Origin of the sequence: Arthrobacter sp. PAMC25564, from assembly GCF_004798705.1 — a bacterium.
Taxonomy (GTDB): Bacteria; Actinomycetota; Actinomycetes; order Actinomycetales; family Micrococcaceae; genus Arthrobacter.
The window spans coordinates 2563516-2583283 of the sequence record NZ_CP039290.1; the positions used below are offsets into that span (position 1 = coordinate 2563516).

General features: G+C 68.1%; 19 protein-coding genes. 13 read left to right on the top strand and 6 right to left on the bottom strand.

All coding sequences use genetic code 11. The features are described from left to right. Entirely contained in the window at positions 1 to 390 is a 390-nt protein-coding gene (locus tag E5206_RS11980) for a hypothetical protein (RefSeq protein ID WP_136322675.1), read from the bottom strand. Positions 391 to 797: 407 nt separating this feature from the next. Here E5206_RS11980 and E5206_RS11985 point away from each other — a divergent pair, with 407 nt between their 5' ends. From E5206_RS11985 to holA, 3 genes are all read left to right on the top strand, one after another. Next, the gene (locus E5206_RS11985; protein ID WP_240689681.1) at positions 798 to 1466 is read left to right on the top strand and encodes a helix-hairpin-helix domain-containing protein; all 669 of its coding nucleotides are present in this window, start codon (positions 798 to 800) and stop codon (positions 1464 to 1466) included. Positions 1467 to 2013: 547 nt separating this feature from the next. Beyond that, positions 2014 to 3573, top strand: coding sequence for a ComEC/Rec2 family competence protein (locus tag E5206_RS11990; protein WP_240689683.1), 1560 nt, complete (start codon positions 2014 to 2016; stop codon positions 3571 to 3573). After that, positions 3507 to 4520 carry a DNA polymerase III subunit delta gene (gene holA / locus E5206_RS11995; RefSeq protein ID WP_136322677.1) on the top strand — a complete coding sequence of 338 codons (1014 nt, stop codon included), beginning with the start codon at positions 3507 to 3509 and terminating at the stop codon, positions 4518 to 4520. Before E5206_RS11990 ends, holA begins: the two co-directional genes overlap by 67 nt. Before the next feature lie 150 nt (positions 4521 to 4670). Here holA and rpsT read toward each other — a convergent pair whose 3' ends face one another. Then, complete coding sequence (rpsT, locus tag E5206_RS12000; protein ID WP_024365662.1) at positions 4671 to 4931, bottom strand: 30S ribosomal protein S20; 261 nt, start codon at positions 4929 to 4931, stop codon at positions 4671 to 4673. A gap of 207 nt (positions 4932 to 5138) precedes the next feature. Continuing rightward, positions 5139 to 5729, bottom strand: a complete 591-nt coding sequence (locus tag E5206_RS12005; RefSeq protein ID WP_136322678.1) for a type II toxin-antitoxin system PemK/MazF family toxin — start codon at positions 5727 to 5729, stop codon at positions 5139 to 5141. Positions 5730 to 5885: 156 nt separating this feature from the next. Here E5206_RS12005 and lepA point away from each other — a divergent pair, with 156 nt between their 5' ends. Further along, entirely contained in the window at positions 5886 to 7739 is a 1854-nt protein-coding gene (lepA, locus tag E5206_RS12010) for a translation elongation factor 4 (RefSeq protein WP_205759910.1), read from the top strand. A gap of 2 nt (positions 7740 to 7741) precedes the next feature. After that, positions 7742 to 8971: a radical SAM family heme chaperone HemW gene (gene hemW / locus E5206_RS12015; RefSeq protein WP_136322679.1), complete on the top strand. Its 1230-nt coding sequence runs from the start codon at positions 7742 to 7744 to the stop codon at positions 8969 to 8971. A gap of 57 nt (positions 8972 to 9028) precedes the next feature. On the opposite strand, the gene E5206_RS12020 is transcribed toward hemW, so the two are convergent. After that, positions 9029 to 9448, bottom strand: coding sequence for a DUF4870 domain-containing protein (locus E5206_RS12020; RefSeq protein WP_136322680.1), 420 nt, complete (start codon positions 9446 to 9448; stop codon positions 9029 to 9031). A gap of 138 nt (positions 9449 to 9586) precedes the next feature. After that, positions 9587 to 10435, bottom strand: coding sequence for a DUF3097 domain-containing protein (locus E5206_RS12025; protein ID WP_136322681.1), 849 nt, complete (start codon positions 10433 to 10435; stop codon positions 9587 to 9589). Between the two features lie 256 nt (positions 10436 to 10691). On the opposite strand from E5206_RS12025, the gene hrcA reads away from it, so the two are divergent. The 3 genes from hrcA to E5206_RS12040 all read left to right on the top strand — a co-directional run bounded on the left by hrcA (position 10692) and on the right by E5206_RS12040 (position 13743). Beyond that, entirely contained in the window at positions 10692 to 11705 is a 1014-nt protein-coding gene (gene hrcA / locus E5206_RS12030) for a heat-inducible transcriptional repressor HrcA (RefSeq protein WP_136322682.1), read from the top strand. Positions 11706 to 11827: 122 nt separating this feature from the next. Continuing rightward, positions 11828 to 12955 carry a molecular chaperone DnaJ gene (dnaJ, locus tag E5206_RS12035; RefSeq protein ID WP_136322683.1) on the top strand — a complete coding sequence of 376 codons (1128 nt, stop codon included), beginning with the start codon at positions 11828 to 11830 and terminating at the stop codon, positions 12953 to 12955. A 2-nt stretch (positions 12956 to 12957) separates the two neighbouring features. Beyond that, a complete protein-coding gene (locus E5206_RS12040; protein ID WP_136322684.1) occupies positions 12958 to 13743 on the top strand; it encodes a 16S rRNA (uracil(1498)-N(3))-methyltransferase in 786 nt (261 codons plus the stop codon). A 23-nt stretch (positions 13744 to 13766) separates the two neighbouring features. Here the strand turns inward: E5206_RS12040 and E5206_RS12045 are convergent, their stop codons facing one another. Beyond that, positions 13767 to 14654 carry a GerMN domain-containing protein gene (locus E5206_RS12045; protein ID WP_136324111.1) on the bottom strand — a complete coding sequence of 296 codons (888 nt, stop codon included), beginning with the start codon at positions 14652 to 14654 and terminating at the stop codon, positions 13767 to 13769. A 454-nt stretch (positions 14655 to 15108) separates the two neighbouring features. Here E5206_RS12045 and E5206_RS12050 point away from each other — a divergent pair, with 454 nt between their 5' ends. The 5 genes from E5206_RS12050 (at position 15109) to era (ending at position 19640) form a co-directional block, all read left to right on the top strand. Beyond that, the gene (locus E5206_RS12050; protein ID WP_136322685.1) at positions 15109 to 15624 is read left to right on the top strand and encodes a flavin reductase family protein; all 516 of its coding nucleotides are present in this window, start codon (positions 15109 to 15111) and stop codon (positions 15622 to 15624) included. A gap of 186 nt (positions 15625 to 15810) precedes the next feature. After that, a complete protein-coding gene (locus tag E5206_RS12055; RefSeq protein ID WP_136322686.1) occupies positions 15811 to 16899 on the top strand; it encodes a PhoH family protein in 1089 nt (362 codons plus the stop codon). Continuing rightward, on the top strand, positions 16896 to 17369 hold the full coding sequence (gene ybeY, locus E5206_RS12060) for an rRNA maturation RNase YbeY (protein ID WP_136322687.1): 474 nt from the start codon (positions 16896 to 16898) through the stop codon (positions 17367 to 17369). The genes E5206_RS12055 and ybeY overlap by 4 nt, the downstream gene beginning before the upstream one ends. Continuing rightward, positions 17366 to 18697 (top strand): hemolysin family protein, encoded by a 1332-nt coding sequence (locus tag E5206_RS12065; protein WP_136322688.1) that lies wholly within the window; start codon positions 17366 to 17368, stop codon positions 18695 to 18697. Before ybeY ends, E5206_RS12065 begins: the two co-directional genes overlap by 4 nt. After that, complete coding sequence (gene era, locus E5206_RS12070; protein ID WP_136322689.1) at positions 18681 to 19640, top strand: GTPase Era; 960 nt, start codon at positions 18681 to 18683, stop codon at positions 19638 to 19640. The genes E5206_RS12065 and era overlap by 17 nt, the downstream gene beginning before the upstream one ends. Positions 19641 to 19768 lie beyond the last annotated feature (128 nt).

A 19768-nucleotide genomic window follows, 5' to 3' on the forward strand; every position in this document is an offset into this window, starting at 1 on the left:
CTAGGGAAAGAGCGTATAGCCTGGTTGCGGGCCCGAGCCGTACACCCAGCGGGTACCGGCCGCCTGTTGGCCGCTGCCCGCTTCATACCACCACAGCACCTTGACGTTGCAGCGGTAGGTGACGGTGACGTTGGCGAGCGCCCCTTCGGGCGGAACCGAACTGATCGACGTGGCGGCGGTTTTCGTGTTCCAAATGAAGTTCTGCTCCGCGCGCATGCCCGCGGCACCGTTCACCGACACATGCGAAATTCCGTAGACGCCGTCTTCAGGACAGTAGAGTCCGGAAACCGAAAAGCGAACTGTCTGGGTGGAGTCCGCCTCTGCCGGCGGGGCCATCAAAGCGGCGCTCACCAGCGCAACCACTGCGGATGGCAGAAGGAATTTCTTCATGGCGTACCAGCTCTCGACGCCTGGCAGGGACGGCCAGGCGAATAGCTTTGCCCCCAGCCGGCAAGGTCTTTCCCCGATTCAGGATCCAGACATTACCCTTCCGCGGCCGGGGATTTAAGCGTAGGGATTACGTATCGGGTCCTGCCCACTACTTGTTTCCACATAGGCCGGACCGGGGGTGTACGCGTGCTCCGGCCCTTCCTAGGGTGGGCCCTATGTCACGCCGGAACCCGGGAGCTGAATCCGCCATGGGCGTCAGGGCTGCCCGGGACCGTTTGTCGGCAACCCTGGGCCGGTCAGCAGACGGGGGCATGGGCGGCGGCCTGCTCGAATTGCCCTTGTCCGCCGTGGAAGCCGGGTCCCCAGTTGGAGACGACGGCGGTGGCTGCCGGGGCGGCAGGCGACCGATGTCCGCCAGGCTGAGGGGCCGGACCGGGCTGCGGGCCGCCGTCCTGGTCGCAGTCCTTGCCGCGGTCCTGGGCGGCTGGTTCTGGTGGCGCGTCGCCACCGGCACGCCGGAAGGGATCCCGCTCAGTGAGGTGTCCCCGGCATCCGGTCAACGGCCTTCAGCGGGCGGCGGGGACGCGGATGCCCCGTCCGGTGCAGGCAGCGCTGCCGGGCAGATCATCGTGCACATTGCCGGCGCAGTGGCCAAGCCCGGAGTGGTGGAGCTTCCGCAGGGGAGCCGGCTGCACGAAGCCATCGACGCGGCGGGCGGCAGCACAGCCGCCGCGGATCCGGACCGGCTCAACCTGGCCGCCGTGTTGGAGGACGGCCAGAAAGTCCTTGTTCCGGTGCGGGGGGATCCGGCGGAGCCTGGGCCGGGGGAGGCCGGCGGGGAATCCGGAAGCGGGGCGGGGGAAAGCGGCTCCCGCGCTCCGGGCGGAAAGATCGACCTGAATACCGCGGGTGTCGAGGAGCTGGGGACCCTTCCACGAGTCGGGCCGGTCCTGGCCCAGCGCATCGTGGACTGGCGCAAGCAGCACGGCCGGTTCAAGACGGTGCACGAGTTGGACGCGGTGGAGGGAGTGGGGCCCAAGATGCTCGAGGCCCTTCTTCCCCTGGTCCGGGTCTGAAATCGAAGGGCCCGGGATGGCACAGCCGAGCCGCTGGCAACGGTACGTTGAGGCAGCCGTAAGCGAACCCCGGACAGGGTCCCGGGAGGCGGCAGCTCCCGCGGGTGCATCGTCCAGGCGGCCCGGGGCGGGGCGGGAGGCGCCGGGGCAGGAGGCGCCGCCTGGCCGCTGGGCGGAGGCCAGGGCCCGGCTCCTGGCCCGGCTGATTCCGGAGCCTGCCGCAGCGGCCCCGTCCGAGGGGCGTCCGCGCCGGACGGACCTCCGGCTGGTTCCCCCGGCGTTGCTGGTCTGGGCTGCGGCCGTCGCCGGAAGCTGGCTTGCCCCGGTCCCGCTGGCGGCGTTATGCCTGATCCTGACGGCGTCAGCGGGAGTGATCCTGGCCAGGGTAAGCGCGCGCGGGCGGACAAAGGCCAGGCGCGGGAGCGGGACCAACCCCGGGACCAGCCCGGGCGCCGTCCCTGGGGCCCGGCGTCAGAGAGCGGCCGGGCGGGGCCACGTATCAGGCCGGCCCGCACCACGGAGCTTTCTGACGACCCTTGCCATTGCCATGCTGCTCGCCGCCGCAGCAGGCGCCCACTCCGCCGTCGCGGCGTCCCTGCGCCAGGACGGAGCCGTTGCGGAGGCCGGCGCCGCGCATGCGGCCGTCGTGGCGGAACTTCAGATCGCGGGCCATCCGCGGCAGCTCAGGGTGCCGGGACGATCCGGCCTCGCCGACCGGTGGGCAGTCCCGGCGACGCTGCTCGTCATGTATTCGGCGGGTCAGAGGGTTGATTCCGAGGCCAGCCTCCTCGTGCTGGGGGGCAAGGACTGGGAACACCTTGTCCCGGGCCAGCGCCTGCGCGCCACCGGAAGGCTGAAGGCTGCCGAGCCTGGGCAGACGGATGCCGGAATCCTGTCAGCATCATCCGTGCCGGTAACACTCGGTGCCCCCGATGGCTGGCAGGAGGGACCCGGCATGCTCCGGCGGAGTTTCACTGCCGCCGCGGCCACGCTGGGCGGAGATGCCCGTGGCCTCCTGCCCGGGATGGTCACCGGGGATACCAGCAGGCTGGACGCAGGGCTGGACGGCGCCATGAAAACCGTCGGGATGACCCACCTGACCGCCGTCAGCGGAGCCAACTGCAGCCTGATCCTCGGAACATTGTTGCTGGCGGCGCGCAGCCTGCGGCTTCCCCGGCGCGCGGCTGCGGCGGTCTCCCTGGCCGGGCTGGGGATGTTCGTGCTGATGGTCGGTCCGGACGCCAGCGTGCTGCGGGCCGCCCTCATGGGGGCCATCGGCCTGACATCCCTGGCATTCGGCCGGGCAGGGCGCGGCCTGAGCTTCCTCTGCCTTGCGGTGATCGGCCTGCTGCTCACGGATCCGGGCCTGGCCACTCGCTTCGGATTCATCCTCTCCGTGCTGGCCACCCTGGGAATCGTCGTGGCCGGGCGGCGCATCATGGACTGGCTGCCGCCCGCGGTGCCACGATGGGTGGCTGCCGGACTGGCCGTGCCCCTGTCCGCGCAGGTCTTTTGTGGGCCGGTGATCGTGCTGCTGCAGCCCCAGTTCTCCGCCTACGCGCTGCCGGCCAATGTCGCGGCAGCCGCCCTGGTACCCCCGGTCACACTGCTCGGCACCGCGGCCGTCCCGCTCGTGCAGCTGGTGCCTCCTCTCGCGGCGGCACTGATGGCGGTTGCGGGTGCCTTTGCCGGCGGCGTGGCCGGTGTCGCACGCTTCTTCACCGCCCTCCCGGGGGCCGTGCTGCCATGGCCGGAAGGCCTCTTCGGCCTCACAACGATGGCCTTGTTCTCCGTCGCCTCGCTTGCGACGCTCTGGTTCGCCCTGCACCGCGCCGCGGCCGTACGGCTCGCCGTTGCGGCGCACTCCTGGGCTGTGGCCTGCCTCGACCTGTCCTTGGCCGTCCGGCGCGGCCGGCATGGCCAACGCGGCCTGGCCGTCCGGCATGGGCGGCACGGCTTGGTGGACCGGCACGGCTTGGTGGACCGGTCCGGGCGTGGCACGCTTAGACTCTGCAAACCAACTTCCGGGAGGAATCTTCAGTGGCTGCTGCCCAGACCCAACGCACCAGGACTTCCGCGCCGAGGACCGCCACCTGGCGTGACGTGACCCCGGCCGCCGTGGTGCTGGTTGGGGGGCCGGAGGACTACCTGGGCAGCCGGGCGATGGACCGCATCCGCTCTCAGGTCCGCGCGGCAGAGCCCGACGTCGAGGTGACCCGGCTCAACGCCGGGAGCTACGAACCTGGCTCGCTGGCCATGAACGTGAGCCCCTCCCTCTTCGGCGAGCACAAGCTCATCGAGGTCGAAGGGCTGGAGGCCATGAACGACGCCTTCCTGGCCGATGCCCTGAAGTATCTTGCGCGGCCGGAGCCGGACGCCGTCCTGGTCCTCCGCCACGGCGGGGGAGTCCGCGGCAAGAAACTGCTGGACGCCGTCAAGGCCGGCGGCTGGCCCGTGGTCGACTGCCAGCCGCTGAAGAAAGACGCCGACAAGATTGCCTTCGTTGCAGCCGAATTCAAGGCGGCGTCCAGACGCATCGATCCGGACGCCATGCACGCGCTGGTCAACGCCGTCGGCGCCCACCTTGCCGAACTCGCGGCCGCCTGCAGCCAGCTGATCGCCGACGCCACCACCGGAGTCGACGCCGCCATGGTGGACCGGTATTACGGTGGGCGGGTGGAAGCCAGCGCCTTCAAGGTCGCCGATGCGGCGATGGCCGGCAACGCGCCCCTTGCACTGTCCACCCTCCGCCACGCCCTCGACACCGGGGCAGACCCGGTTCCGATCGTGGCGGCGCTGGCCTCGAAGCTGCGCTCCCTGGCCAAGGTGGCCGGAGCGCAGGGCTCCTCTTCACAGATCGCCAAGCAGCTGGGCCTGCAGCCGTGGCTCGTGGAGCAGGCCCAGCGGGACGTCCGGCGCTGGACTCCCGAGGGGCTGGTCCGGTCCATCCAGGTGACCGCCGAGGCCGACGCGCAGGTGAAGGGACTCTCCCGGGATCCGGTCTACGCCGTGGAACACGCCGTGACGGTGATCGCGGGCTCGGTCCGCCGCTGACACGGGGCATACCCGCTGACACGGGGCCTACCCGGAGGTGGCCCCGGCCTCGGGGCTGCCAGGCTGCGGCTCACAGTGGACGTTAAACCGGAAGTGGCCGGCACCCAGGGGTGCCGGCCACAATCATCAGTTCAGATGAACTGGAAACCTTTAGAGCGCGTTGACCTTTTTGGAGATCGCGGACTTGCGGTTTGCGGCGTTGTTCTTGTGAAGAACACCCTTGCTGACAGCCTTGTCCAGCTTGCGGCTGGCAGAAAGCAGAGCAGCAGCCGCGGCATCCTTGTCGGTGGACTCAACGGCGGTGTTGACGGCGCGGATGGCCGTCTTCAGCTCGGACTTGACTGCGTTGTTGCGCAGGCGGGCCTTCTCGTTGGTGAGGATGCGCTTCTTCTGGGACTTAATATTAGCCACGTGTGAACTCTCTTTTTCAATGCGGAAAATGGTCTAGAGGGCTTTCAGATTGGCCATTGACTGAGCGGCGTGGGGATACCTATGGCGACCAACCATCTGTGGCCGTCGACCTGCACGGACACACAGCTGTCAATAATAGCAGAGACGCCATGACCGTGGCGATCAGTCGCCGCTCCGGCGCGGCGGACTGCAGGGCCGGAGCGGCGGCTAAGTCCAGCCGTGCCGCCCGCGCAGTGCCGAGGCAATGATGCTGAACCGGCCGGCGTCGAGGATGGCCCCTTCACGCCGGACATCCTCCGGGCTGATCTGCAGGACCCGGTCCAGCTTCGCTTCGCTGGGACGAGACAGCCGGTCCCAGGGGCCCGTGCCGATGTCCACATAGTCCCCGGACCGGCGGGAGCCGCCGTCGTGGTCCTTGCTGGTCAGCATCAGGCCCAGCAGGTAGCGGCCCCTGCTGCCCACCAGCAGGACCGGCCGGTCCTTGCCCTGGGAATGGTCCTCTTCGAAAGGCACCCAGGTCCAGACGATCTCGCCCGGTTCGGGAAGGCCGTTGGGGGAGGGTCCGTACCGGACGGCCGCGGTCCCGCGGAAGTCTCCCGGATACTTTCCGGCCAGTCCGACGGCGGCGCCGCCTGCGCCACGTACCTGGTTCTTCCGGCCGCCGGGCCCGGCGGCCGCCTGCCCGGGCCTCTTCCCCGCGGGCCTGCGGGACGGAGCCGGGGCTGCACTGCCGAGCCTGTCGAGGAAGCGGAGCGCGCCGCGGACTGCATTGCCGATCGAGCGTAGGTTCAGGGCCATGGGGAAACCATACCGGCAGTGCGCCGCCGGATCCGATCGGAATGCACTCCCATGGGCCCGGACGTGGGAGACTGGTAAATCAGATATGCGGCGTGCCGCTGGATGGCCGAACGCCGTCCGCGCCGAGCCGTCAAATGCCAACAGTAAGGACCCTGCGTGTCTCCCATGGCCCGCACCGCCCCGGTGCCTGCCGCAACAGATCCGGCCATCATCCGGAACTTCTGCATCATTGCGCACATTGACCACGGCAAATCCACCCTGGCCGACCGGATGCTCCAGTACACCGGAGTCGTCCAGTCCCGTGACATGAAGGCCCAGTACCTGGACCGCATGGACATCGAGCGTGAACGCGGCATCACCATCAAGTCCCAGGCCGTCCGCATGCCCTGGGAGCTCGACGGCACCAGCTACGCCCTGAACATGATCGACACCCCGGGACACGTTGACTTCACCTATGAGGTTTCCCGCTCGCTGGCAGCCTGCGAAGGCGCGGTCCTGCTCGTTGACGCGGCGCAGGGCATCGAGGCCCAGACCCTCGCCAACCTCTACCTGGCGATGGAAAACAACCTCACCATCATCCCCGTCCTGAACAAGATCGACCTCCCCGCGGCCCAGCCCGAGAAGTACGCCGCCGAACTGGCCAGCCTGATCGGCGGCGACCCCGAGGACGTGCTGCGCGTCTCCGGCAAGACCGGCGCCGGCGTCGAACTGCTGCTGGACAAGATCGTCCGCGACCTTCCCGCCCCCACCGGCGATCCGGATGCCCCAGCCCGGGCCATGATCTTCGACTCGGTCTATGACACCTACCGCGGCGTCGTCACCTACGTCCGTGTGGTGGACGGCATGCTGCACCCCCGCGAACGCATCCAGATGATGTCCACCCGCGCTACCCACGAACTCCTCGAGATCGGCGTCAGCTCACCCGAACCCACCCCCTCCAAAGGCCTCGGCGTCGGCGAGGTGGGCTACCTCATCACCGGGGTGAAGGACGTCCGGCAGTCCAAGGTGGGCGACACCGTCACCAACCTGGCCAAGCCGGCCACCCAGTCCCTCCCCGGCTATGCGGATGCCAAGCCGATGGTCTTCTCCGGCCTGTATCCGCTGGACGGTACGGACTATCCCGTGCTCCGCGATGCGCTCGAGAAGCTGATGCTCAACGATGCCGCGCTCGTGTACGAGCCGGAGACGTCCGCCGCGCTGGGATTCGGGTTCCGGGTGGGATTCCTGGGCCTGCTGCACCTGGAAATCACCCGTGAGCGGCTCGAGCGCGAATACAACCTGGACCTGATTTCCACCGCCCCCAACGTGGAATACGAGGTGACCCTCGAGGACAAGAAGGTCATCCACGTCACGAACCCCAGCGAGTACCCCAGCGGCAAGATCGCTGAAGTCCGCGAGCCGATGGTGTCCGCCACCATCCTGGCGCCCAACGAGTATGTCGGCGCGATCATGGAGCTGTGCCAGAGCCGGCGCGGCATCATGGGCGGCATGGACTATCTCTCCGAGGACCGGGTGGAAATCCGGTACCGCCTCCCGCTGGCCGAAATCGTCTTCGATTTCTTTGACATCCTCAAGTCCAAGACCCGCGGCTACGGCTCGCTGGACTGGAAGGCCGACGGCGACCAGGTCGCCGATCTGGTCAAGGTGGACATCATGCTCCAGGGCGAACAGGTGGACGCCTTCTCCGCCATCACGCACCGTGACAAGGCCTACGCCTACGGTGTGATGATGACCGGCAAGCTGCGCGAACTCATTCCGCGGCAGCAGTTCGAGGTGCCCATCCAGGCCGCCATCGGATCGAGGATCATTGCCCGCGAAAGCATCCGGGCCATCCGCAAGGACGTCCTGGCTAAGTGCTACGGCGGTGACATCACCCGAAAGCGCAAGCTGCTGGAGAAGCAGAAGGAAGGCAAGAAGCGCATGAAGATGGTGGGCCGCGTCGAGGTGCCCCAGGAAGCCTTCATCGCCGCCCTCACAACGGACGAATCCAAGGACAAGGCCAAGAAGTAGCCATGCCGAGCGTTCTTCCCCTGGGCGACCCGGCGCCGTCGGACGGGCTGCTGCCCGCCCAGGCGGTGGAGGGCGCCACCGGGCGGGCCTTCGGGCTCTACGTCCACATCCCGTTCTGCGCCGTCCGCTGCGGGTACTGTGATTTCAACACGTACACGGCCACCGAACTGGGCGGCGGGGCATCCCAGGACGCCTACGCCACCACAGCCATCGCGGAGGTGGACTTCGCCGCCCGGGCGTTGCAGGGCTCCGGCCTGCCGGAACGGCCCCTCGGGACCGTGTTCTTCGGCGGGGGAACGCCGACACTGCTGCCGGCCGGGGACCTGGCCCGTATCCTGGCAGCCGCCGTCGCGGCGTGGGGCCTGCAGCCCGGCGCCGAGGTCACCACGGAAGCGAACCCGGATTCTGTCACGCCCGAATCGCTGCAGCTGCTCGCCGACGCCGGCTTCACGCGCGTCTCCTTCGGCATGCAGTCCGCCGTTCCGCATGTCCTGAAGGTCCTCGACCGCACCCATACCCCGAGCCGGGTTCCCCGGGCGGTGCAGTGGGCCAGGGACGCCGGCCTCGCCGTCAGCCTGGACCTGATCTACGGCACCCCGGGGGAGTCCCTGGCCGACTGGCGCTGCTCGCTGGAGACCGCGCTGTCCTACGGTCCGGACCACATCAGCGCCTACGCGCTGATCGTCGAGGACGGCACCAAGCTCGCCGCCCGGATCCGCCGCGGCGAAGTGCCCGGAATCGACGACGACGACCACGCCGCCAAGTACGAACTTGCCGACGAACTGATCACCGCCGCCGGCCTGGGCTGGTACGAGGTCAGCAACTGGTCCCGCACGCCGGAGCAGGCCTGCCGGCACAACCTCGCCTACTGGCGCGGGGACGACTGGTGGGGGATCGGTCCGGGCGCGCACTCACACGTCGGCGGTGTCCGCTGGTGGAACGTCAAGCACCCCACCGCATATGCGGGACGGCTCGGTTCAGGCGTGTCGCCCGCCGCCGGACGGGAAACGCTCGACGCCGAAACCCGCAACGTGGAGCGCGTTATGCTCGAGGCCCGGCTCAACTCGGGGCTGGAGACCGCAGGGCTGGGGGATACCGGACGCCATGCCGTCGCCGGGCTCATCGCCGACGGCCTCGTGGACCCGGCCGTGGCTTTCAAGGGCCGCCTGGTCCTCACGCTCAAGGGCAGGCTCCTCGCCGACGCCGTCGTCCGCAGGCTCCTGCCGGACTGACCCGGCCGGCCGGCGGCACGCCTGGGGAACAGCGCCCCCGGGGAGTTGGCGGCGGCCCTACTTGATCCAGCGCAGGTTGAACTCGTAGCGGTGCGGCTGGCCACGGTTGACGTGGATGCCCGCCGCGACGGAGAAACACGTGACCGCAATCCAGATCACGGTGGCCAGGACCGCGAAGAGGTTGCCCACCACCGGCAGGAACACCAGGATGTTCGCCAGCACCGCGGCAATCGTGGGCGGAAGCGTGAAGTTGAGCGCTTCCTTGGACTCCTGGGCCGTGAACGGGCCGCGGTCCTTGAAAATCAGATAGATCAGCAACGACGGTACACAGCCAAGGATTCCGCCAAAGTGCGCCAGGGTGGCCCACTGCCGGTCCTCGTTTGCCGTCAGCGGCAGCGCATTTGCGGGAACGCCATGGTACGGGGGCTGGCCATGGCCGGCCTGGTGGCCCGTGTGTTCGCGTGCGTCATCTGCCACGGTTACATCCTTCGGATTGCGGTGGTGCGTTGGTGCCTGGGAGAGCCGGGCCCCGCATGGAGCCGCCGTACCAAGAATACTTGCCTGGGCGTGAAAAGTGGATCGGGCCCGGCCGTGATGGTGCGCCGGGCGGAATGCCTAGGGCACGGTGAGGAAGTCGATGACCTCCTCCACCCGGCCCAGCAGGGAAGGTTCGAGGTCGGCGTAGCTGCGGACAGCGCCGAGGAGCTTCTGCCAGCCCAGCCCGATGTCCTCCTTGGTGCTGTGCGGCCAGCCGAAGGCCGTCAGGATGCCGGTCTTCCAGTCCATCCCGCGCGGGATCACCGGCCACTGCTCAATGCCCAGGACTGCGGGGCGGATGGCCTGCCAGACGTCCACATAGGGGTGGCCCACGATCAGCACGTTCCCTGCGGCGCCAGGGGAGGCCATGACCGCGGCCGCAATCCTGGATTCCTTGGAATCCGGCACAAGGTGGTCCACCAGCACCCCGAGCCGCCGGCCCGGGCCCGGGCGGAAGGCCGCCACGGCGCCGGCGAGGTCATCAATGCCGTGCAGCGGCTCGACCACAATGCCTTCCACCCGGAGGTCGTCGCCCCAGACCCTTTCGACGAGTTCGGCGTCGTGTTTGCCTTCCACCCAGATCCGGCTGGCCTTCGCCACCTGGGCGCGCTGGCCCTCAACCCGGACCGATCCCGAGGCAGTGCGGGTGGGAGCGGGGGCCGGGTTCTTCCGGGGTGCCGGGGGCATCAGGCGGATGGGCTGGCCGTCCAGCAGGAAACCGAAACCCAGCTGGAAGGACCGGGACTTGCCCCGGCGGTCCTCGAGGGCCACGACATGCATCCCGCCGGACTTCTCGACGCGCGTGACCGCGCCGACCCAGCCGGTCTGCACTTCCTCGAGCACCATGTCCCGTTCCACCGGAACCTCGGGGAGTTGCGTCTTGGCGGGAGCGGACAGGTCCTGGGGTCCCCAGTTCTGGTACGACATCTCTTACACACTGCTTTGCACTCGGAATGTACGGCGGTCAGGGAAACGATCGAGGGGCGGCCGGGCTGTGCCCGGAAACAGCTACGCCCGGAAACACCAGCCCGGGAGTAACGCCCGGAGCGAATCCAATGCTAACAACGCGGCGACTCATATTAGACTGGTTAGCACTTAGGTATGTCGAGTGCTAACCGCGGGCCGCTTTTACCGGCAGGCGGCGGGCGGCACCGCATGCGGGAAAGCCGATTGGAGGTGGAGCGTGAGCGAACCGCGCAAACTCGAAGTGCTGCGCGCCATCGTGGAGGACTACGTCCATTCCCGCGAGCCCGTTGGCTCCAAGGCACTCGTTGAACGGCACCACCTCGGCGTGTCCAGCGCCACCATCCGCAACGACATGGCCGCCTTGGAAGACGAGGGACTGATCACGGCCCCGCACACCAGTGCCGGACGGATCCCCACGGACAAGGGCTACCGGCTCTTCGTGGACCAGATTTCGGCGGTCAAGCGGCTTTCCCCCGCGGAACGCCGTGCGATCCAGGCGTTGCTGGAGGGCTCGGACGACCTCGACGACGTGCTGGACCGGACCGTCCGGCTGCTCGCGCAGCTGACCAACCAGGTCGCCGTCGTGCAGTATCCGCATCTGAGCCGCGCCCGCGTGCGGCATATCGAATTTGTGCTGCTCGCGCCCCGGAAGGTGCTGGCCGTGCTGATTGCGGATACCGGCAAGGTGGAACAGCGCATCATCGACATCGGCCGGGACCTGCCCGACGACGCCCTCGCGGAGCTGCGGAACCAGTTCCTCGGCAGCCTGTCCGGCACCCCGCTGAACCTGCTGCCGCAGAACCTGCAGGCCGTCGTCGCGAGCTGCCAGCCGGTCCGGCGCGCCGCGGCCCAGTCGCTGGCCCGCGGCCTCGAAGCCCTTGCCGCCAGCAGCCGCGAAGAGCGCATGGTGATGGCCGGGACGGCGAACCTTGCCCGTTCCAACGTTGATTTCCCGCTGAGCATCGGCCCGGTGCTCGAAGCGCTGGAAGAGCAGGTGGTCATGCTCCGCCTGCTCAGCGAGATGGCCGAGGACCCGCGCGGCGTGACGGTGAGCATCGGACGGGAAAACCCGTATGACGGGCTGGCCGAGGCCTCCGTGGTCGCGACGGGTTACGGCCCGGATGCCACGGCCAAGGTCGGCGTGCTGGGCCCCACGCGGATGGACTATCCAACCACCATGGCGGCCGTCCGTGCGGTGGCCCGCTACCTTTCGAGGATCCTCGGACCCTGAAGAACCGGCCCTGAAGCGCCGGGACGGCTCAGCCGGCAGCGCCGCGGGCCGTCGCACACTGGACTTTTTGCCCCTTACCGGCAGTACAACACCGGCAGTACAACGAGGAAGAGAAACGAACTTTGAGCAGCCATTACGACGTTCTTGGAGTCTCCCGCGAAGCGACGGGGGAAGAGATCAAAAAGGCTTACCGCAAGCTGGCACGGAACCTGCACCCGGACGTGAACCCCGGGGATGATGCCTCTGACCGTTTCAAGGCGGTCACGCACGCCTACGAGGTGCTGTCCGATCCGCAGAAACGCCGGATCTACGACACCACCGGCAATGAAAACGGCACCGACAACGGCTTCGGCGGCGGCAGCTACTCCGGCCAGGGCTTCGCCTTCCAGGACATCTTCGAGACCTTCTTCGGCGCCGGCGGCCAGTCCGGCCCGGCGTCCAGGGTCCGCCGCGGCCAGGACGCCCTGATCAGCGTGCGGATCGACCTGCGTGACGCCGTGTTCGGCGTCAACAAGAAGCTCGAAGTCGACACCGCCGTCACCTGCCCCACCTGCGAAGGCTCCTGCTGCCGCGATGGCAGCCACCCGGAACGCTGCGACATCTGCGGCGGCAGCGGCCAGGTCCAGCGAGCCGTCCGCTCCATCCTCGGCCAGGTCATGACCACCGCCCCCTGCGGCACCTGCGAGGGCTTCGGCACGGTCATCAAGGATCCCTGCAACGAGTGCAGCGGCCAGGGCCGGATCCGCAGCCGCCGTTCCCTGACCGTCAAGGTTCCGGCCGGCGTCGCCACCGGAACGCGCATCCAGCTTTCGGGTCAGGGCGAGGCGGGCCCCGCCGGCGGCCCCGCCGGCGACCTCTACGTGGAGATCCGGGTCAACAACGACGCCACCTACGTCCGCGAGGGCGATGACCTGCACGCCAGCCTCAACATTCCGATGACGGCCGCCGCCCTCGGCACCGAGCTCAGCCTCGACACCTTCGACGGTCCGCAGGAGATTGATGTCAAGGCTGGTACCCAGTCCGGCGAGGTCATCACCCTGCGCGGACTCGGCGTCACCCACCTGCGCGGCTACGGCCGCGGAGACCTCAAGGTCCACCTCCAGGTGGATACCCCGGCCAAGCTCGACGGCGCCCAGGAAGACCTGCTCCGGCAGCTCGCCAAGCTGCGCGGCGAACAGTTCACCGAGGGCAAGCTCGCCGCCAGCGGCGGCGTGTTCGCCAAGCTCCGGGACCGGCTCGGGAACCTGTAGCGGTGAGCAACCCGGTCTTCTTCACCGCCCCAGGGACCCTCGATGCGCAGGTCCCCGGTTCGACCTTCCGCCTGGAGGGAGCCGAGGCCCGCCACGCGGTCACCGTAAAGCGTCTCGCCGTCGGTGAGACTGTGGACGTCGCCGACGGCGCGGGCAAGCGGCTCACCGGCACCGTGACCGCCGCCGCACCCGGCGCGTTGACCGTGGAGTGCGCGGACCTCGCCGTGGAACCCCGGCCTGATGTCCGGCTGGTCCTCGTGCAGGCCCTCGCCAAGGGCGACCGCGACGAGCTCGCGGCCGAGACCGCCACCGAGCTGGGCATCGACGCGGTCGTCCCCTGGCAGGCGGAGCGTTCCATCGTCCGGTGGAAGGCCGAGCGGGCCGTGAAGGCCCACGCCAAATGGCAGTCGGTCGTCACGGCTGCTGCGAAACAGGCGCGGCGGGCCTGGATCCCGGAGGTGCGGGCCGCCGTCGACGGCCCCGGCCTGCAGGCGGCCGTGGCCGCCGCGGACCTCGCGGTCATCCTGCACGAAGATGCCGTACGGCCCCTGCGCCAGGTGCTCGAGGCCTGGGCGGACGGTCCGGGGTCCGACGGCGGCAACCCCGCCGGGCTGCCACGGGAAGTCCTGCTGATTGTGGGCCCGGAAGGTGGCATCAGCCCGCGGGAGGTGACGCGGCTGTGCGACGCCGGTGCCGTCACGGCGTTACTGGGCCACCACGTGCTGCGCTCATCCACCGCCGGACCCGCCGCGACCGTGCTGGCGAGCGATATCCTGGGCCGCTGGTAGCGGGGCCGGGCGGTTCCTGACGGCTACTTGACGGTGAAACCGCGGGTGTCGACATTGAGATCCTGGGCCGGGTTCCCCGCTTCGAGCTGGGACACGCGGACCTCGTAGTTTCCCGGGCCGAGGCTCGCCGAGATGTTGAACACGCCAGACTGGGCGGTGTCGCTGGCTGCGGCGGCGGTGCCGTTCAGATAGGGGGCCTTCACACTGCCATCGACCCGCAGGATCTCCCAGCGCAGTTTCCCGCCCGGAACGGTGCTCCGGCCGGTGATCCTGACGGTGCCGTCGTCCACCGACGTCCCTTCCTGGGGATCAATGATCCACACGGGAGCGACCATCCCCACGCCCCGGGAGGTCGGCGAGCCCAGCCGGACATGGTTGAAGGCGACGTAGTCGGTGTGCCCGTCAACGAGCACCACCACCTGTATCTGCTGCCCCGAGTCGATAAGTCCTGCGCTGGCCGCGGCCGCAGTGGCGGTGTAGACAAGCTGCTGGACGGCGTGCTCGGCCATCGCCGCATCCACATTGGAGTTGAAGGCGTCAGCGGACACGTCCACGGTAATCACATTCTTGCCGGAAATGGAGGTGGCCAGTTTCTTCGGGTTCTGCCACGGCGTGAAGTAGTCCGGGTCGAGCGGTTTCTGGGACATCATCACCTTCAGGGCCCGCGTGACGGGGTTCTCCTGTTCGGGCACATCACGGAACTCGCGGTAGAGGAATACGTTGTCATTGCTCCGGCCAATCCAGTAGACCGGGGCTTTGTTGGAGGCCTGGGTGGTTTCCAGCGGTGCGCTGGTGGTCGGTGCGCCGGCGGATGCCGAGGCGGGAATGAGTTCGGACGGGCTGCCGGAGTTCGTGATGCCGCCCTGCGGCGTCGCCACGCAGCCGGACAGCACAAGGGTGGCAGGCAGCATCAGCGCCAGCGCGACGCCGCGGACGCGGCCCGCAACTGACTGATCAACTCCACGCTGCCTGATGCCATTGTCCCTTCGCGTACAGCCGCGGTCAGCGGCGATGATCCGTTTCCAGCCGTCGAAGACGGCCCGCGGCCGCCCGTCTTTCCCTTCCGGGAGACCGGCCGGGCGGCCGTGGGGCCAGCCGGATTCCAGCATGGCATACGGACCCGGCGCGAAACCGCGGATTCGGCCGGCCGCCCGGAACTGCAACGGGAACGATATGCGGCCGATGCGAAGTTGAGACAAAGTGTCGGCCGGCACCGCCCCGCCGGCGGCTGCCCACGAGCGGATTCTTACGTCATGTTTCGGGCCGTGACGTGTTGCGTCGCTGCGCGACTGTGCGTTTCAGCCGGGGTTGCGAAGCTGCGCCCGGGGTGGTTGATTGGGGCTACAAGCGTTGTAAGGACTCGCCATGACGGAACACTCCGACCTCAGCCCGAAGAACCTCCGCCACATTCCCGGACACTTCGCCAGCGGGCTGACGGTGATCACGGCAGCAACAAAGCACGGGCCGGCGGGGTTTACCTGCCAGCCCTTCTCATCCGTGTCGTTGGAGCCGGCCCTGGTCACTTTCAGCCCGGCACGGACCTCCAGCACATGGCCGCTGCTGCGCCAGGCCGGCCGGTTCACCGTGAACATCCTCCCGGCTGAACACCAGCACCTGGCGGCGCAGTTCGCCCGTTCCGGAGCGGACAAGTTCGCCGGTGTCGGCCATTCGCCGTCGCCGCTGGGCAACCCGGTCCTGGATCTGGCGCTGGGGTGGGTCGATTGCGAACTGCACCAGGAGTACGACGGCGGCGACCACACCATTGTTGTGGCGGCCGTCCGGGCCCTGGGCGCCCGCACCGACGCCGAGCCCCTGCTCTTCTACAAGGGCAGCCATGTTGGCGTCCGGTCCCAGGCCGGGGCGCTGGAGAGCGTGGCATGACCATGCCTGGGCAGCCATCCGGCCGCGGGGGCCGCCGGATCCCGGCCGGCGTCGGGATCGCCGTGCTGGCGTAAGATGGAAGGACCCGCTGTACCCGGAACCAAACGGCACGCACCGCCGTCGGACCGGACCAGGGGGCAGACCATTTCCGAACTGGAGGGGACCAGAGGCCCGCGGGCCAACACCATGACTGAAGCAACGAACGGCAAGGCCCGGATCAGCGCCGGAGGGCGCACCGCAGGTGAATTTCCCCACTCCCTACCAGGGCTGCGGACGGAGGTGGTCCTGTTCGATGACTCCGATCAGATGGTCCAGTCCCTCGGCAGCCATGACGAAGCCTTGCGTTTCATCGAAGGGCAGTTCCCGGCCGTCGACTTCCATGTCCGCGGGAACGAGCTCTCGATCAGCGGGCCGGCCGCCGATGTGCCGCGGATCATGCGCCTGCTCAACGAAGTGCGGGCTCTCGTCGCGCGGGGGACCATCATCACTCCTGCCCTGCTGAAGCAGCTCGTGTCGATGCTCCGCAGCCAGTCGTTGCAGAACCCGGTGGACGTCCTGACCACCAACATCCTCTCCACCCGGGGCAAGACGATCCGGCCCAAGACGCTGAACCAGAAGAACTATGTGGACGCGATCGACGCCAACACCGTGATCTTCGGGATCGGCCCGGCCGGCACCGGCAAGACCTATCTCGCCATGGCCAAGGCCGTCCAGGCCCTGCAGCAGAAGGAAGTCAGCCGGATCATCCTGACGCGTCCTGCCGTCGAGGCGGGGGAACGGCTCGGCTTCCTCCCGGGAACCCTCAGCGACAAGATCGATCCCTACCTGCGCCCGCTCTATGATGCCCTGCACGAAATGATGGATCCCGAGTCCATCCCGCGGCTGATCGCTGCCGGCACCATCGAGGTCGCACCGCTGGCCTACATGCGCGGACGTACGCTCAACGATGCCTTCATCATCCTGGACGAGGCGCAGAACACCACGCCGGAGCAGATGAAGATGTTCCTCACCCGCCTGGGCTTCGGCTCCAAGATGGTGGTCACCGGTGACGTAACCCAGGTGGACCTCCCGTTCGGCACCCGCTCGGGGCTGAGGATCGTCGAGGAGATCCTGCAGGGAATCGATGACGTCAACTTCAGCGTTCTCGATGCCTCCGATGTCGTCCGGCACCGCCTGGTGGGCGACATCGTCACCGCGTACAGCATCTGGGACGAAATCCAGAGAAACCGGGTCAAACACTCCGTTGCCCGCGACAAGCGGGGAGAACACGCATGAGCATCGAGATCAACAACGAGTCCGGCATCGCCGTCGACGAAGCCCAGCTGGTGTCGCTGTCCCGGTTCATCTTCGAACGCCTCTTCATCCATCCCCAGGCGGAGCTGTCCATCCTGCTGGTGGACGAACCCGCCATGGAGAAGCTGCACCTCGAACTGATGGATGAGCCCGGCTCCACCGATGTGCTCTCGGTCCCGATGGACGAGCTGACCCCGGGCACGCCGGACAAGCCGACTCCCCAGGGCATGCTCGGCGACATCGCCATCTGCCCCCAGGTGGCCGAGGTCCAGGCCCGGAACGCCGGCCACTCCACCCAGGACGAGATGCTGCTGCTGACCACGCACGGCATTTTGCACCTGCTGGGCTTTGACCATGCCGAGCCGGAGGAGAAGGAAGAAATGTTCGGGCTGCAGCGTGAACTCCTCTCCGCCTTCACCGGCAAGGAAGCCCCTGCAGAGACGATTCAGTGACCCCACTGATCCTCGCCGGCATGGCGCTGGTGTTCCTCAGCTTTGCCGCGCTGCTTACCGCGGCCGAGTCCGCTTTCAATTTCCTTCCCCGGCATGATGCCGGACAGGCAATCCTGCACAGCCGCGGCACCGCGCTCAAACGCATCATGGCGCAGCCCGTGGCCCATATGCGTGCCCTGCGGTTCTGGCGGATCTGGTTCGAGATGGCCTCCGCCGTTGCCGTGACCGTGTTGCTGCACACCCTGCTGGACAATGCGTGGCTCGCCGGTCTCGCCGCCACCGGGATCATGGCACTGGTGGGGTTCGTGATCGTGGGAGTCTCCCCGCGGCAGCTGGGCCGGGTCCATTCCGCCGCCCTGGTCCGCTTCACCGCCCCGCTGATCCGTTCGCTCTGCGGAGTGCTGGGGCCGATCCCGGGCTGGCTGGTCAGCCTGGGCAGCACCGTGGCACCGGGTGCCCCGGCCGACAGCGAAGCGTTCTTCAGCGAAGAGGAATTCCGTGAACTCGTGGACCGCGCCACCGAGTCCGATGTGATCGAGGACAACGAGGCGGAGCTGATCCAGTCGGTCTTCGACTTCGGTGACACCCTGGTCCGCTCGGTCATGGTGCCCCGGACGGACATCCTCTGCATCGACTCGGGTTCCACGCTGCACCGGGCGATGTCGCTGTTCCTGCGATCGGGGTATTCGCGGATCCCGGTCATCGGCGAAAACACCGACCAGATCCTGGGGATTGTGTACCTCAAGGACGTGGCCGCCGTGCTGCACCGGCTGGCCCCCGGGCAGGAGCCGCCCGTCGTCGACGCGCTGGCCCGCGAGGTGCGCTACGTGCCGGACTCCAAGCCGGTCAGCGAGCTGCTGCGCGAACTGCAGAAGGAATCCACGCACGTCGCGATCGTGATCGACGAATACGGCGGCACCGCCGGACTGGTCACCCTGGAGGACCTGATCGAAGAGATCGTCGGAGAGATCGTCGACGAGTATGACACCGAAAGCGCAGAGGCGGTGTCGCTGGGGGACGGAAGTTACCGCGTCAGCGCGCGCATGAGCGTCGATGACCTCGGCGAGCTCTTCAACATGGAGCTCGACGACGACGAAGTGGACACCGTCGGCGGCCTGCTCGCCAAGACGCTCGGACGGGTGCCCATCGTCGGCAGCACCGTCCAGGTCCACGGACTGTCCCTCCGGGCCGACCGGCTGGAGGGCCGACGGAACCGCGTCAGCCACATCATTGCGGCCGCCGTTCCAAAGGAAGAAACTGACCTTGAAGACCTTCTCGACGAGGCCGTACCGAACCAACAGGGAGTCCCACGTGAGCAAGCAGAATAAGTCCGACGGCGAAGCGGCCTACGGCGGCTACCGCGCCGGCTTTTCGGTTTTGGTAGGCCGGCCCAACGCGGGCAAATCCACCCTCACCAACGCCCTCGTCGGCAAGAAGGTCGCCATCACCTCGGCCAAGCCGCAGACGACGCGCCACACCATCCGCGGGATCGTGCACCGGGAGGACGCCCAGCTGATCCTGGTGGACACCCCGGGGCTGCACCGTCCCCGCACCCTGCTGGGCAAGCGCCTGAACGACCTCGTCGCCGACACCCTCTCCGAGGTCGATGCGATCGGCTTCTGCCTGCCCGCGAACGAGAAGATCGGCCCGGGCGACAAATTCATCGCCGCGCAGCTCGCCGCCGTCGGAAACAAGCCGATCATCGCGATCGTGACGAAGGCCGACCTCGTGGACCGCCAGGCCCTGACCGAACAGCTGCTCGCCGTGGCGGCACTGGGCCGCTCGGTCCTGGGCGAGGAAGGCTGGAAGGACATCGTCCCGGTCTCCGCGACGGACGGCTTCCAGGTGGAGACCGTGGCGGACGTGCTGATCGGCTACATGCCGCCGTCGCCGCCGCTGTACCCGGACGGTGAACTGACGGATGAACCCGAGGCCGTGATGGTTGCCGAACTCATCCGCGAGGCAGCCCTCGAGGGCGTCCGCGACGAGCTGCCGCACTCCCTGGCAGTCGTCGTCGATGAGATCGTGCCCCGTGAAGGCCGGCCGGAGGACAGCCCGTTCCTGGACGTCCGGGTCAACCTGTATGTCGAACGGCCCTCGCAGAAGGCCATCATCATCGGCAAGGGCGGCGCCCGGCTCCGCGAAGTCGGCACCACCGCGCGGAAGGGCATCGAGGCGCTGCTGGGTACCCGCATCTACCTCGATCTCCACGTCAAGGTCGCCAAGGACTGGCAGCGGGACCCGAAGCAGCTCGTCAAGCTTGGTTTCTGAGCCGGGCTTCCGGCGTCCGCCGCTCCCAAGGTCCCGCCCATCGGCAGTTTCCCAGACTGGGACACTAAAATGGGCTGACTCCCGTTCGTGAAGGAAGGCTCAACAAGTGGCTCGACCCCGTAAAGACC

Coding starts and splice junctions, on each gene's coding strand:
- E5206_RS11980 (WP_136322675.1), bottom strand. CDS start 390: ATGAAGAAATTCCTTCTGCCATCCGCAGTGGTTGCGCTGGTGAGCGCC.
- E5206_RS11985 (WP_240689681.1), top strand. CDS start 798: ATGTCCGCCAGGCTGAGGGGCCGGACCGGGCTGCGGGCCGCCGTCCTG.
- E5206_RS11990 (WP_240689683.1), top strand. CDS start 2,014: ATGCTGCTCGCCGCCGCAGCAGGCGCCCACTCCGCCGTCGCGGCGTCC.
- E5206_RS12005 (WP_136322678.1), bottom strand. CDS start 5,729: ATGGCCCTGAACCTACGCTCGATCGGCAATGCAGTCCGCGGCGCGCTC.
- hemW (WP_136322679.1), top strand. CDS start 7,742: ATGCCGAGCGTTCTTCCCCTGGGCGACCCGGCGCCGTCGGACGGGCTG.
- E5206_RS12025 (WP_136322681.1), bottom strand. CDS start 10,435: ATGTCGTACCAGAACTGGGGACCCCAGGACCTGTCCGCTCCCGCCAAG.
- E5206_RS12045 (WP_136324111.1), bottom strand. CDS start 14,654: ATGCTGCCTGCCACCCTTGTGCTGTCCGGCTGCGTGGCGACGCCGCAG.
- E5206_RS12050 (WP_136322685.1), top strand. CDS start 15,109: ATGACGGAACACTCCGACCTCAGCCCGAAGAACCTCCGCCACATTCCC.
- E5206_RS12055 (WP_136322686.1), top strand. CDS start 15,811: ATGACTGAAGCAACGAACGGCAAGGCCCGGATCAGCGCCGGAGGGCGC.
- ybeY (WP_136322687.1), top strand. CDS start 16,896: ATGAGCATCGAGATCAACAACGAGTCCGGCATCGCCGTCGACGAAGCC.